15 protein-coding genes are annotated in these 12,459 nt (G+C 56.4%); 11 read left to right on the forward strand and 4 right to left on the reverse strand.

The window, feature by feature from the left end; translation table 11 throughout:
• Positions 1-42: 42 nt before the first annotated feature.
• Entirely contained in the window at positions 43-2,967 is a 2,925-nt protein-coding gene (locus DC3_RS15440) for a GAF domain-containing protein (protein WP_146885830.1), read from the forward strand.
• 61 nt (positions 2,968-3,028) lie between these two features.
• On the opposite strand, the gene DC3_RS15445 is transcribed toward DC3_RS15440, so the two are convergent.
• The 3 genes from DC3_RS15445 to DC3_RS15455 all read right to left on the reverse strand — a co-directional run bounded on the left by DC3_RS15445 (position 3,029) and on the right by DC3_RS15455 (position 5,420).
• Entirely contained in the window at positions 3,029-3,484 is a 456-nt protein-coding gene (locus DC3_RS15445; RefSeq protein WP_146885832.1) for a DUF2269 family protein, read from the reverse strand.
• 53 nt (positions 3,485-3,537) lie between these two features.
• A complete protein-coding gene (locus DC3_RS15450) occupies positions 3,538-3,954 on the reverse strand; it encodes a hypothetical protein (RefSeq protein ID WP_146885834.1) in 417 nt (138 codons plus the stop codon).
• 80 nt (positions 3,955-4,034) lie between these two features.
• On the reverse strand, positions 4,035-5,420 hold the full coding sequence (locus tag DC3_RS15455) for an Ig-like domain-containing protein (protein ID WP_186816067.1): 1,386 nt from the start codon (positions 5,418-5,420) through the stop codon (positions 4,035-4,037).
• 321 nt (positions 5,421-5,741) lie between these two features.
• On the opposite strand from DC3_RS15455, the gene kynA reads away from it, so the two are divergent.
• Both kynA and DC3_RS15465 read left to right on the forward strand, forming a co-directional pair.
• Complete coding sequence (kynA, locus tag DC3_RS15460) at positions 5,742-6,533, forward strand: tryptophan 2,3-dioxygenase (RefSeq protein ID WP_146885837.1); 792 nt, start codon at positions 5,742-5,744, stop codon at positions 6,531-6,533.
• 56 nt (positions 6,534-6,589) lie between these two features.
• Positions 6,590-6,871 (forward strand): Lrp/AsnC family transcriptional regulator, encoded by a 282-nt coding sequence (locus DC3_RS15465; protein ID WP_146885839.1) that lies wholly within the window; start codon positions 6,590-6,592, stop codon positions 6,869-6,871.
• Positions 6,872-7,164: 293 nt separating this feature from the next.
• Here the strand turns inward: DC3_RS15465 and DC3_RS15470 are convergent, their stop codons facing one another.
• Positions 7,165-7,695 carry an HD domain-containing protein gene (locus tag DC3_RS15470; RefSeq protein ID WP_146885841.1) on the reverse strand — a complete coding sequence of 177 codons (531 nt, stop codon included), beginning with the start codon at positions 7,693-7,695 and terminating at the stop codon, positions 7,165-7,167.
• 211 nt (positions 7,696-7,906) lie between these two features.
• On the opposite strand from DC3_RS15470, the gene DC3_RS15475 reads away from it, so the two are divergent.
• The 8 genes from DC3_RS15475 to DC3_RS15510 all read left to right on the forward strand — a co-directional run bounded on the left by DC3_RS15475 (position 7,907) and on the right by DC3_RS15510 (position 12,434).
• Entirely contained in the window at positions 7,907-8,683 is a 777-nt protein-coding gene (locus tag DC3_RS15475) for a DUF4097 family beta strand repeat-containing protein (RefSeq protein ID WP_146885843.1), read from the forward strand.
• Between the two features lie 10 nt (positions 8,684-8,693).
• On the forward strand, positions 8,694-9,263 hold the full coding sequence (locus DC3_RS15480; RefSeq protein ID WP_146885845.1) for a hypothetical protein: 570 nt from the start codon (positions 8,694-8,696) through the stop codon (positions 9,261-9,263).
• 113 nt (positions 9,264-9,376) lie between these two features.
• Positions 9,377-9,733: a DUF2089 domain-containing protein gene (locus DC3_RS15485; RefSeq protein ID WP_146885847.1), complete on the forward strand. Its 357-nt coding sequence runs from the start codon at positions 9,377-9,379 to the stop codon at positions 9,731-9,733.
• A 32-nt stretch (positions 9,734-9,765) separates the two neighbouring features.
• Positions 9,766-9,960: a hypothetical protein gene (locus DC3_RS15490; RefSeq protein ID WP_146885848.1), complete on the forward strand. Its 195-nt coding sequence runs from the start codon at positions 9,766-9,768 to the stop codon at positions 9,958-9,960.
• A gap of 120 nt (positions 9,961-10,080) precedes the next feature.
• Positions 10,081-10,566 (forward strand): GNAT family N-acetyltransferase, encoded by a 486-nt coding sequence (locus DC3_RS15495; protein ID WP_146885850.1) that lies wholly within the window; start codon positions 10,081-10,083, stop codon positions 10,564-10,566.
• 15 nt (positions 10,567-10,581) lie between these two features.
• Positions 10,582-11,052, forward strand: a complete 471-nt coding sequence (locus DC3_RS15500; RefSeq protein WP_146885852.1) for an HRDC domain-containing protein — start codon at positions 10,582-10,584, stop codon at positions 11,050-11,052.
• Between the two features lies 1 nt (position 11,053).
• Complete coding sequence (locus tag DC3_RS15505) at positions 11,054-11,524, forward strand: DUF2721 domain-containing protein (protein WP_146885853.1); 471 nt, start codon at positions 11,054-11,056, stop codon at positions 11,522-11,524.
• A 37-nt stretch (positions 11,525-11,561) separates the two neighbouring features.
• Positions 11,562-12,434, forward strand: coding sequence for a metallophosphoesterase family protein (locus tag DC3_RS15510; RefSeq protein WP_146885855.1), 873 nt, complete (start codon positions 11,562-11,564; stop codon positions 12,432-12,434).
• The last annotated feature ends 25 nt before the right edge of the window (positions 12,435-12,459 follow it).

The following is a 12,459-nucleotide window of genomic DNA, read 5'->3' on the forward strand; positions in this document are numbered from 1 at the left end:
TCTGAGCTCAAACCCTCTCCCACTCTTTGTTGACCTCCTCCCATGATCGAGACCCGCATCCTCAGTGAACTGCAACGCATCAGCCAGGCTTCCAACTCGCAGGACGCCCTGCGGATTCTGCTGGCGTTTGGGCTGGACCTCACCCGGGCCCACGGTGGGCAGGTCTACCAGTTGCATGAGGGGGGCACGTTGCGTCTGCTGTGCTCCCAGGGGATGGGTTTTGCCCTGAGTGCTGCGCTGGAGTACGTGCAGCAGTCCATTGAGATGGACCGGGTGCAGGAGGAGGAGCATTCTCTGCTGCTGCCGATTCGCACCCAGAAGCAGTGCTACGCGCTGGAGCTGATCGGGGCCAATGCGATTCGCACGCCGGACCTGATTGAGCTCCGTCCGGTGATGGGGGTGCTCCTTGAGGGCATCCTGTCCCGAGAGGAGAGTGCTTCCCAGACCCGTGAGACGCAGGCCATTGCAGAGTTGACCCGTCGTCTGGGGGGAAGCCTGGACCTCAGTGAGGTGCTCAGGGTCATTGTGGAGGTGGCCCCCAGAGGCCTGGGCATGGAGAGGGCTTTCCTGGGGCTGTATCAGGCCCTTGGGGAAAGCAGTGCAGAAACAGGGCGCATCTTCTCTTATGGTTTTGAGGGATTTTTTGGAGACGAGGAGACCATCAGCCTGTCTCCAGACACCTTCAAGTCACTGGTGGTCCGTTCAGAGCCGATTGTGCTTCCTGCGGAGTCTGGTCATGACGAACTGAGGCAGCGTCTGCACCGTTTTGGCATGCAGTCTTGCATCATTCTGCCCTTGCAGGCCCGTGGGAAGCATCTGGGTGTGCTGTACATGGACACCACCCGTGAACGCCAGAGGCTGCTCCCGGACGATGTGATGCTGGCAAAGACCTTTGCTGAACAGGCCTCCATTGCCATTGACAATGCCCGCCTGTATGCCGAGGAATCCCGCAAGCGCAGGGTGTCGGAGTCGCTGCGTAAAGTGGCCCTGGCCCTCTCCAGCACGTTGAATCTGGGTGAGGTGCTGCAGATCATCCTGCAGCATGCCCAGGGGATCTTCAAGGCCAAGGCCTGCTCCATTTTTCAGCTGTCTCCGGACAAGAAAACCCTGTCCATTCGCAGTGCACTGGGGCTGGAAACCGAGTTCATGCTGCGCATCCGTGCAAGGTACGGGGAGGGGGTGGTGGGGCGCGCCGTCTCGGAAAACAAGCCGCAGATCATGCCGGACGCCATCGAGAATTACCATCAGAACCCCATTGCCTGGCGCAACAGCTACAGTGCCCAGCTGATGGAGGCCGGAAAGTACCCGTTCAGGGGCCTGATTGGTGCCCCTCTGGCGGCACGGGGTGTGGTCTTCGGGGGGCTGTGCCTGTACTTCGAGCATGCCATCCAGTACGACGAGGAGGACCTTTACGTGCTGGAGGTGTTTGCCGGACAGGCTGCACTGGCCATCGAGAACGCCCGCCTTTACGAGGAGGAGGTGCGCCGTGAGCGTCAGGCAGGCATCCTGCTGCAGATTGCCCGGGCCTTCCTCAATGTGACCGAGTGGGACTGGAACCAGGTCTGCACGGACCTCTCCAGTGTGATCGGGGCAGACCGCAGTGCCATTGTGCTCCTGACCAGCGACTATCAGGTGGAGTCCAGTTACACCAGCGAACTCGATCCTGGAGAGGCCCTGCTGCCTGTCGCTGAATTTGCAGACCTCTTTGAGCGGTCCACCGCCATGCGTCTGCCTGTGGGTCAGGGGTTGCCCGGAGCGAAAAATGCCATCTGTGCCCCCCTGTATGCCCAGGAGCGCCTGATCGGGTACGTGTATGCGGACATGACCCGCGCCTACAGCGACTTCCCGGAAGATGAGATTCATTTCCTGACCGCTGTGGCAGACCAGATGTCTCTGGTGCTCTCCAACCAGCGGCTCTTCAACGCCCTGAAACGCCAGGAAGCCCAGTACAGGCTGCTGGCCGAGGCGGCACAGGACCTGATCATTGCCACCGACCGGGAGGGCAACATCACCTATGCCAACCCCTCCACCTTCAAGGTGCTGGGGTTCTCAGAGCGGGAACTGATTGGACGCGATTACCGCAGCCTGCTGATCCACGATGGGGTGTCCCTGAATGAGGTGTGGAACACCGGGTTCAGCACGGTCTATCAGGTGCATGCCTACTGCAAGAATGGCGAAACCGCCTACCTGGAGATGAACCTCAACCCCCTCACCCGTGCAGGCCAGACCATTGGTTATCTGGCGGTGGCCCGTGACCTGAGTGAGCAGCACCGTCTGGCCGAGGAGATCACCAAGCGGGGTCAGGCCCTTGCCCTCAGTCAGGAACGCCAGATGGAACTGCGCACCTACCTCTCCCTCTTTACGCAGGCGCAGGAAGAGGAACGCAGGCGCATTGCCCGCGAACTGCACGATGACACGGCGCAGGTGCTGGTGGCCATCACACGCCGCATTGACCGCCTGAGCAAGGAACTGGACGGCACCGCCCTGAAAGCCCGTGCCGAGGACATCCGCAGCGATCTGGAAACCGCCATCAACAGTGTGCGTCGTTTTGCCCGCAACCTCAGGCCCAGCATTCTCGATGATCTTGGGCTTTTGCCTGCCCTGGAATGGCTGGCCTGCAATGCGCAAACCTCCACCCGTCTGGAAGTGCAGGGGCAGGAACGCCGCCTGAACTCCGAGGTGGAACTCACCCTCTTCCGCGTGGTCCAGGAAGCCCTCACCAACATTGACAAGCATGCCCGTGCCAACGGTGCTGCCATCCGGGTCAACTATCAGAATGAAGACATCCTGGTCCATGTGATTGATGACGGCAAGGGTTTTGAAGTCCAGAACCTGCTCGATCTGGCCCACCAGGGTCACCTGGGCTTGCTCGGCCTGCGGGAACGGGTGGAGCTCTCTGGAGGCTCACTGGAAATCGTCAGTGCTCCTGGAGAGGGGACCGAACTGGTCTTCTCTTTCCCCACCTGAGATAAAGAATTGAAGGCCAGGAGAGCATCGTGGCCTTTTTGAGTTCAGGTCCTTCTTCAGATCAATGGGGTTTCAGGATCATGAAGGTGAACAGCACCGTTCCCAGCGCAGCTGCAAGCCAGTGCCCGGTGCTGACGCTCCTGAGCAGGCCCTGCTGTTCTGCAGGCAGGTTGGTGGCACTCTCATTTTTAGGGTTGAACACCCAGGCTGCCAGTTTTTCGGCTCTGGGTGAAACAAAACCGATCACAATGGCCTGAATCAGGATGTACAGGATCAACGAGCCCAGCAGCCAGATCTGGGTGAAAGGCCCGTAATTGTTCAGCAGGATCAGGGCAAAACCACTCAAGACGGCCAGGGTTCCACCGATTTTGGGAAACCACTCCAGCATTTTTCCCACTTTCAGACCGGTCTGCAGGTCTCTGGGGGTCGAATTTTGCCTCAGCAGCATCAGTCCGAAGTAGGTGGGTCCCACCCCGATGATGGCGGACAGCACGTGGATCAAGACCAGGATCTTCATTGTGTTCCTCCTCACACTCTGGTCTTTTCATTGTAAGGGGAACCGTGCCAGGATCAAGCCTCTGGCCAGAGATCATCCTGAGGCCTCTGAGGAAGAGGAGAGCCTTCGTAATAGGCTTTGACTTCTGGATCAAGCAGGAAGATCAACCCGAGAATGCCCGTGATCAGGCTACCAGACAGGATGCTGATGCCGAACACAATGCATCCCTGCAACCATGCCCCTGACCGTCTTTCCTTCAGGCCACGGATCACAAAGCTGTGCCACACCATGAAAGCGATGGAAAGCAGACCCACAAAACCTCCCACAATCCAGATGTAAATCCAGAAACCTGCAGGGATGGGTTCCTGGCTGAAGGCATGCAACTGCGTGACCAGCACTCCCATGGCAATCAGAAACAACAATCCCAGAAGCAGAAAAATTTGTTCAATCCACAGGCAGATGAGGGCATAACGTGCTTTGTCAGACAACATGTGCTTCATGATAGCCCCTCGGGCAGCTGCAACAAAAAAGACCCCTGGGCATGCAGGGGTCAAGGGAAGAAGGGAAGGGTTTAGAGGCGACCTCTGGGTTTCAGCAGCAATTCGCCGTGCTCAAGGCTTTGCTTTTCAATGCCAGAAGGTTTGACTGGAACAGTGTAGGGATCTGCAGCGTTGTAATTGACCTGATAGCCCAGATCTTCCAGGGCCCCCACGGTCATCCTGCTGAGGGGCATGGGGCCACTTTCTGAAAAGCCAGTCATCAGTTCACTGTCAAAGTGGGATTCACTCCAGTGTCCACATTTGGTGCCTTTTCCACCTGTGGTTTCCACAGGAATGTTGCCTGCTTTGCCCAGGTTGTGGAATTGCAAAAGGGCTTTGGCTCCGGTGAACTCGATGATGCTGGCATTCTGGCAATCGACATTACCGTTGTGGGTGATGAAACTGTCCCACAGGGTCCCAATGCCGAGCACATGGCCCATTTCGTGCAGGATCACGCTTTTCAGGGTGCCTCTGGCTTCCATGTTGGCGACATCTGCACTGTCAAATTTCATGATTCCTGTGATGGGCAGGCTGTTTTCGTTGCGAACAAATTCAGGGCCAGCCATTCCCAGAATGTTGCCCACACCATCAATGGCGACTGCATCTGCATTGATCTGGACATCATCCACACTCAGGGGTTTGCCATTGGCAGTGCCGTTGAAATCCGGCAGTCCCTGAGCGATCACCTGGGACCAGCGGCTCGCAGCCTCAGTGAAGGCCTGCTTCTGTGAGGGGGTCAGCAGGGTGTTGGCCGGGAAGACGATGGTGATGTTGAAGGGATCACTGCTGGCCTTGCTGACTTTGACCGACGCTGTTGCTTTGAGGGTGCTGTTGGCTTTGCTGGTGGCCATGATGGTTGCAGTGCCTTCCTTGAGGCCTGTCACCATTCCAGTGCTGTCAACCGCAGCCACACTGGCATCGCTGCTGGTCCAGTTGAGGGTGCTGTCAAAGCTGCCTGTACCTGTGACTTTTGCACTCAGGCTCTGGGTGCCGCCCACCTGAAGGTCCAGATTTGAAGGGGTCACACTGACAGAGTTGACCACCCCAGGCTCCTGGACGGTGATGCTGGAGTTTCCAGCTTTGGCAGAATTCTGCTTGCTGGTGGCCGTGATGGTGGCGCTTCCTGCTTTCAGGGCTGTGACTTTGCCTGAGGCATCCACCACCACCACACTGGGGTTGGTGCTGCTCCAGGTGACGCTCTGGTCCACGGAACCAGAAGCAGTGACCTGTGCATCGAGGACTTTGCTTTCTCCAGCAAGCATTTGAACAGCATTGGGGCTGATTCTGACAGCAGAGACCCCTTGCGGTGTGGTGGTGACGGTACTCGAACTGCAGGCACTGAGCCCGAGAAGCAGCATTGCGGCCAGGGTAGGGATGTGCAGGGAACGCATCGCATTTTCTCTCATAGGTAACTTCATTTTATGAATGGTACCTTTCCATTTTCTTTTCAGTGGTGATACAGCAAGCATAAATTTCTTTTAATATTAATTACATTTATATTACAAGAGATGGGTGGGACAAATTAATCTATGAGTAACAAATATGGAACATGAATAAATTGATGAGCTTCCTGAAGAGCAAAGGTCTGTACCGTGTCTTTCTCAAGTTGATTCTGCAGGCTTGATCCACATGAAACAGCCTGGTGTAAAAAGCCTGTCAGATCCCATCTGCTTTTGAACTGGGTTGAGCCTGAGGGGCAAATAGGGTGCATCTCGCTCTCTGGTCTTATAATCACCTAGATGACTAGACAGACCATGACCTATGGCGACTACCTCAGCCTTGAACAGCTGCTCAGTGCCCAGCACCCCCAGAGCGACCACCACGACGAAATGCTCTTCATCCTGATCCATCAGGTCAGTGAACTGTGGATGAAACTGGCCCTGCACGAGCTTCATGCCGCACAGCAGGCCATCATGGCAGACCACCTCCCAGAGAGCCTCAAGATGCTGGCCCGCATCAAGGTGATCCAGAAACAACTGATCGAGGCGTGGAGCACCCTGGGCACCATGACCCCAAGTGAGTATGTGGGCTTTCGGGACCAGCTGGGGTCCTCCAGTGGATTTCAGAGTGCCCAGTACCGTGAACTGGAATTCAAACTGGGCAACAAAAACCCCTACATGCTGCACATGCATGAAAGAACCCCCGAGGTGCATGCCAGACTCAAAGAGGCTTTTGAGACCCCTGGCGTTTACGACACGGTGCTGATGCTGCTGGACCGCAGGGGTTTTCAGGTGAAAGACGCCCTGCGTGAAGACTTCACCCAGCCTTACGAGGCCCATGAGAGTGTGCTGGAAGCCTGGAAACAGGTTTACACCCATCCTGAAAAGCACTGGGACCTTTACAACCTCGCAGAAAAACTGATCGATCTGGAAGATGCTTTCCAGCAGTGGCGGTTCAAGCACCTCCGCACCGTCATGCGCATCATTGGCGAGAAACCAGGCACCGGAGGCACTTCTGGCATCGGGTACCTGAAAAAAGCCCTGGACTACCAGTTCTTCCCTGAACTCTGGCAGGTCCGGACACTGCTGTAAAAACCTGATGCCCTGTCACTGTCGATAAGATCGGTGTAACAGGGTATTCTGGGGTTATGATTACCGCTCTGGTTCTGATTCAGGCCGAACGCAAACGCATTGTCGAAACGGCCCAGGAAGTCGCTGAGGTCCCACACGTCACCGATGTCTACAGCGTCACCGGAGAGTGGGACATCGTCGCTGTGATCCGCATGCCCGACTACGCAGCCCTCGATGAAGTGGTCACCCAGAACATGCGCAAAATTGACGGCATCCTCAAAACCCAGACCATGCTGGCCTTCAAAACCTACAGCAAGGACCTTCTGGAGCAGAGCTTTTCAATTGGAACGGAAGATTAGATCCTCCTGCTGATCGCAGGGCGAGGCATGCTGTCTTGTGCTGAACGAGGGACAGCGTGTTGGTCCCTCAGCCCGCCTCGCCCCTACAGCGCTGTCCCCTGTCAGCGTTGGGTGGCAAGATCCCCCCTGCACCTCACTGCGTTTCGGTGCTGTTCCCCTTGACAAAGGGGGATTATAGGGCGTCTGGCATAGCTTCCATTTGAGTTTTTCACCAACCCCCTTTCCTTAAGGGGGGACTGCAGAGCGTAGCGATGCGCGGGGGGATCTGGCCCCAGCAACCTTAAACTGGGATCTTACATCTCCTGCATGGCTTTCAATACGTTTGCCATGTGGGTGTCCATGTCGACCCCGAGGTCCTGGGCACCTTCCTGCACTTCGTCGCGGTTGACGCCGGCGGCGAAGGCTTTGTTTTTGAAGCGTTTCTTGACACTGGAGAGCTCCAGCATTTTGATGTCCTTGTCGGGTCGAATCAGGGCTGCGGCCTGGACCAGTCCGGTCAATTCGTCAACGGCAAATAATGTTTTGGCAAGTTTTGTTTCTCTTTTGACACCGCTGTAGCTGGCATGGCCGAGGATGGCCTGGATGATCTCATCAGAGACGTCGGTGTTTTCCTGCAGGTATTTGACGCCCCAGAAGGGGTGCTCTTCGGGGTGAAGTTCATAGTCGAAGTCGTGCAGGAGGCCAGCAATGGCGTATTGTTCTTCGTCTTCCTCCCACAGTCTGGCGTAGTGGCGCATGGCTGCCTCGACGTTGAGCATGTGACGGCGGAGGGAGTCGCTGGGGGTGTGCTGGCACATCAATTCGTAGGCTTCGTCTCGGGTCATGGGAGTAGCTTACTGTCCCAGACATGAAAAATCAAAATGGAAAACTGAGCTTTATAATCTATAAAAAACTATTGACAGAATAGAAAGAATAGTTTACCATCTGGTCATGAAGGCAGGCGGGCGGATGACCCCGCAGAGCCACCCCTCACGTTGACTCTCAAAGCACCACAATCCGCCACATTCCAACACTGCCTGGAAATGAAAGGGAGTTATGTCCGATTTTGAAAACAAGGTCAAAGAACTGCTCGAACAGGGAAAAATCACCCCCGAAGAAGCCCAGGAACTGCTCGCAGGCCACCAGGAACCCCAGCTGAAGCAGATTTCGCTGCCCAGCACAGGCAATGAACGCGTCCTTCGCATCAGCCTCAGGGCTGGAGACCTCAAGGTCAGAGGGAACCCCAACGTCAGCACCCCCCAACTTGTTGGCTACAACACCGACGGCATCCAGATCCGCACCGAAGGCAACACCTGGATTCTGGAAGACCAGCGCAACTTTGAAGCACAGGGAAGCGGCTTCCTCGACAAGATGGTGGGCCTGTTCGGCAAGTTCAAACCCGTGCATGTCAACCTCGAAGTGCCCACCTTTGTGGAGCGCCTGGAAGTGCACCTCCTCGCTGGTGACATTGAAGTCAGGGACGTGCCTGCCTTTGTGAAGATGGACATCCAGGCCGGAGACATCGATCTGACCGGCATCACCGGATTTGACATCAGTGCCAAGGCCGGAGATGTGGACATCAATGCCGACCTGAAAGAAGGCCAGCACGGTGTCGAACTGCTTGCCGGGGACCTCGACCTGAACCTGACCCCCAGCAGCAGTGCCAAGGTGAACGTCAACCTGACCGCCGGAGACTTTGACGCCAGAGGCATTCCCACCACCAAGCACGGAGGAACCGTCACTGGTGGCCGTTATGAAGCGGTTCTGGGTTCCGGAGATGCCAGTGTCACCATCAACGTCAATGCAGGCGACATCGACCTGCGGATTCGCTAAGGAGAAAGTTATGGATCAGATCAAGAAAATCCTGGACATGGTCAAGCAGGGCCGCCTGAGCGCCGATGATTCCTTCAAACTGATCACTGCCCTGAGCCCTCGCCTGAAACTCAGCCCCGAAGAGTGGGAGCGTTACGTGGGACTGCTGCGCAACGAAGCCCTTGGGACTGCAGAAGTGGAAACCATTCTGATGGGCCGTGCAGGGGCAGGCTTCCCCGGTCAGGTTCCCGAGCCTCCCTTTCCTCCCAGGGCCCCCCGCATTGACACCACCATCGAAAGTGCCATCGAATCTGCCCTGAGTGGCATCCGCAAAGGATTTGGAGCCGGACAGCCCAGAACCGCCACCACCCTCAAAGTCGAATTCGAGAGCGCCAGTGGGTCCACCGTCCGCACCAACGTTCCCCTCGCTCTGGCAGACCACGCCCTCAAGCTGATTCCCAGAGAAGTGCTGGGCATGATCGGAGAAAAAGGCATCGACCCTGAAATCCTGCCCGACCTCCTGAAGAACAACCCTCCGGTGGGCCGCCTGATGGAATTCGAAGACGAAAGCGGAGCCCAGCTGCGCCTGACCATCGAATAGGTTTTCAAGCCCTCCCAGACAGTGGGGTTCTGGACCCCCGGGCCCCACCTCCCACCAGACCAGAGTGCACCAGAACTGCACGGTCAGAGGGTCAGGAAAGTAAGCTAATAAGTATGCTCAAACCGCTCCCCATTCCCTTCCCTGGAGTTCAGGAAAAGCCCATCGTCACCGAACTGACCTTTGTGCAGTCCGATGTCACGGTGAAGGGCCACTTCGAACTCAACGAGTTTGCCACCCTCAACCCTGACAGCCTGGAATTCCTGCGGCTGTACATCAAGGTCAGGGGCAACCTCAAAGAAGTGGAACGCATTCTCGGCATCTCGTATCCCACCGTGCGGGCCAGATTTGAAGCCATGCTCAGAGACCTTGGATACGAACCTGTAGAGCCCGATCCCAGTGAACTGGCACTCGACCTGCTGGAACGCGGAGAGATCACCCCTGAGGAAGCCCTGCGCAGATTGAAGAAGTGATGCACGGGGGCTTCCAGAAAGAGAAGCCCACCATGGATCACCAGCACCAGTACCTTGCCCTCCAGTCCGCCCAGCAGAAACTTCAGGAACTTCACCAGCAGGCCGAAATTGCACGCGCCCTGACCTCACAGAGACCCCGATGGTTGCGCAACTTTGCTCGATCTCTGGTCCGGCTTGCCCGCCAGATGGACGCTGAAACCGTCACCCTGGAGGCCGCAAGTCGATGACCGAGGCCAGGGGACCACCTCTGGAAAGCTGTACCACACATCCTGCATGATCCCTTCTGGAAACAGAAGGGATTTTTCCTTTGCTCTTGAAAGCCAGGACCCATCCCTTATGATTCGGATATGCAAAAGACCATCACTTATCTGGAAATGAAAAGCCCTGATCAATTGAAACCGAAACACCACCCGGAACATGTTCTGGAGGTGCGGGTCTGCAAACACCAGGATTACCGTCTGAACCGCTTCTTTTATCAATGGATTGGCAGTGCATACCGCTGGACCGACCGCCTGCCCTGGTCCGATGAGAAATGGCAGGAGATGTGCGAACAACCCGGAGTGCACCTTGCCATTGTGTATCTGGACCACACGCCCATCGGCTATGCAGAGCTGTGGGAACATCCGCAGGAATGTGAAATCAAATTCTTTGGTCTGGCAGACCGTTACATTGGCCGTGGCCTGGGTGGGCCTGCCCTGACCCGGGTGATTGAAGCGGCCTGGAGCCTGGGGGCACACAGGGTTTTCCTGAACACCTGCGACTGGGATCACCCGAATGCCCTTAAGAACTATCTCGCACGGGGATTCCAGGTATACCATGAGGAAACCGTTTGAGGTACTGTGCCTGACATGGACAGCAAAGAAGCCCTGCGCATCTTACAATTGCTCGCCGATGGCGTGGACCCCCACTCTGGTGAAGTGTTTGAAGACACCAGTCCCTACCAGCACCCCCAGGTGGTGCGTGCCCTGTTTCATGCTGGGCGCGCTCTGGAAACCCAGTCAGGCATGACAGCGGAACCTGCAACCAGACCTTCAAGAACCGAAAAAGCAGAGAAGCCCGAGAAACCTGAACCCCGGGAACTCAACCTTTCTGAACTGTCTCCCGAAGAACGGGAACGCTTCGAGAAACTGCGCACCTGGCGGGCCGAGCGGGCCAGACAGCTGAACATGCCGCAGTATGTGATTGCCCACAACCGCCACCTTTTCGAGATGGCACAATTGAAAGACCTCTCCTACGCCAGCCTGTCTGCCATCAAAGGCTTTGGGGGCATCAAGGCCGAAAAGTACGCAGAGGAGATCCAGCGCATTCTGGAGGAATAATTTGCTGCAAATCACCACTGCTGCCGAGGTTCTGGGTGCCATGATCACCCCGGCAGTGCTGATTTCCGCCTGCGGTACCCTGGTGATGTCCACCTCCAACCGCATGGTGCGCATCATCGATAGGGTCCGGGCGGTCAGCAAGGAAGTGGAGAAAATGCGGCAGGAGGGTGTTTCTGACACTCGCCTTGAGCTCCTGGTCGAGCAAGTCCCCACCCTCTCCAGACGGTTGATCCTGATGCGAACGGCCCTCAGCGCCCTTTATTTTGCCATTGGTCTGCTGGTCCTCACCAGCATCATGGTCGGGTTTGTGCAGCTCTTCCACTGGGAATTCGGAAATCTTCTTGGCATTGCCTGTGGTCTGCTGGGCACGAGTTCTTTGCTGTACGCCAGTGCCCTGCTGGTCCGGGAGGCCAACATTGCTGTGGCCTCCACCTTCAAGGAAATTGACCATCTGGAACGGTCGATCAGATAGCTGGCAGATCTTTCATCTTTTCATGGCAGCATGAGGCATGATGTTCAGACGCCTGATCTCAAGTTTTCTGGTGCTCACAACAGCAGGACTGTTTCAACAGGGACATGCCCAGAGCACGGTGCTCGCTGCTGGAGACATTGGCATGTGCAATTTGCAGGCCCCCTACTGGACGGGCAATCTGATTCGCCAGGAGTTGCAGAAAACACCAGATGCGCGGGTGCTGGCCCTCGGGGATCTGGCTTACACCGTGGGCAGCAGGACAGATTTTGCATCCTGTTTTGATCCCGCGTGGGGCAGTTTCAAAAGCAGCATCCATCCTGCTCCAGGCAACCATGAGTACGAAACCCCTGGTGCAGCAGGTTATTTTGAATACTTCGGGGACCGGGCAGGGAAGGGGTATTACCGTTTCGATCTGGGCCAGTGGCGGGTCTTCTCCCTCAACTCCAACCTGAAAGGGGAGGCCATGCAGGAGCAGTTGAACTGGCTCAGGTCCGATCTGAATGCTTTTAGAGGTCAATGCATCCTGGCCTACTGGCACCATCCTCTGGTGTCTTCGGGGTACCACGGCAACAACAGCATCATGCAACCCGCCTGGAACCTCCTGCAGGAGCATCATGCCGATCTGGTGCTGGTCGGCCACGACCACCACTACGAGCGTTTTGCACAGCTGAACAGCTCAGGGGCTCCAGATGCAAAAGGCATCCGTCAGATCATCGTGGGCACAGGAGGGGCAGTCCTTTACCGGACGCTTTTCATCAAGTCGGGCAGCGAGAAGCATGTGAACACCCAGTTTGGGGTTCTCAAATTGAATTTGAAGGACAGCAGTTACACCTGGGAATTCCTGAATGCCAATCCCAGACGTCTGGGCACTGTGCTGGATTCAGGGTCCACGGATTGCCACGCAAAATAGGGCGAGTCAGCATGTCCCCCTGTTG

The sequence above is a fragment of the Deinococcus cellulosilyticus NBRC 106333 = KACC 11606 genome (assembly GCF_007990775.1).
GTDB lineage: Bacteria > Deinococcota > Deinococci > Deinococcales > Deinococcaceae > Deinococcus_C > Deinococcus_C cellulosilyticus.

What these genes read in the sequence shown, in the direction of transcription:
- DC3_RS15490 (WP_146885848.1), top strand. Translation starts at nt 9,766, where the DNA reads ATGGATCACCAGCACCAGTACCTTGCCCTCCAGTCCGCCCAGCAGAAA.
- DC3_RS15445 (WP_146885832.1), bottom strand. Translation starts at nt 3,484, where the DNA reads ATGAAGATCCTGGTCTTGATCCACGTGCTGTCCGCCATCATCGGGGTG.
- DC3_RS15440 (WP_146885830.1), top strand. Translation starts at nt 43, where the DNA reads ATGATCGAGACCCGCATCCTCAGTGAACTGCAACGCATCAGCCAGGCT.
- DC3_RS15500 (WP_146885852.1), top strand. Translation starts at nt 10,582, where the DNA reads ATGGACAGCAAAGAAGCCCTGCGCATCTTACAATTGCTCGCCGATGGC.
- DC3_RS15510 (WP_146885855.1), top strand. Translation starts at nt 11,562, where the DNA reads ATGATGTTCAGACGCCTGATCTCAAGTTTTCTGGTGCTCACAACAGCA.
- kynA (WP_146885837.1), top strand. Translation starts at nt 5,742, where the DNA reads ATGACTAGACAGACCATGACCTATGGCGACTACCTCAGCCTTGAACAG.
- DC3_RS15470 (WP_146885841.1), bottom strand. Translation starts at nt 7,695, where the DNA reads ATGACCCGAGACGAAGCCTACGAATTGATGTGCCAGCACACCCCCAGC.
- DC3_RS15485 (WP_146885847.1), top strand. Translation starts at nt 9,377, where the DNA reads ATGCTCAAACCGCTCCCCATTCCCTTCCCTGGAGTTCAGGAAAAGCCC.
- DC3_RS15450 (WP_146885834.1), bottom strand. Translation starts at nt 3,954, where the DNA reads ATGTTGTCTGACAAAGCACGTTATGCCCTCATCTGCCTGTGGATTGAA.
- DC3_RS15475 (WP_146885843.1), top strand. Translation starts at nt 7,907, where the DNA reads ATGTCCGATTTTGAAAACAAGGTCAAAGAACTGCTCGAACAGGGAAAA.
- DC3_RS15480 (WP_146885845.1), top strand. Translation starts at nt 8,694, where the DNA reads ATGGATCAGATCAAGAAAATCCTGGACATGGTCAAGCAGGGCCGCCTG.
- DC3_RS15495 (WP_146885850.1), top strand. Translation starts at nt 10,081, where the DNA reads ATGCAAAAGACCATCACTTATCTGGAAATGAAAAGCCCTGATCAATTG.
- DC3_RS15455 (WP_186816067.1), bottom strand. Translation starts at nt 5,420, where the DNA reads ATGAAGTTACCTATGAGAGAAAATGCGATGCGTTCCCTGCACATCCCT.
- DC3_RS15465 (WP_146885839.1), top strand. Translation starts at nt 6,590, where the DNA reads ATGATTACCGCTCTGGTTCTGATTCAGGCCGAACGCAAACGCATTGTC.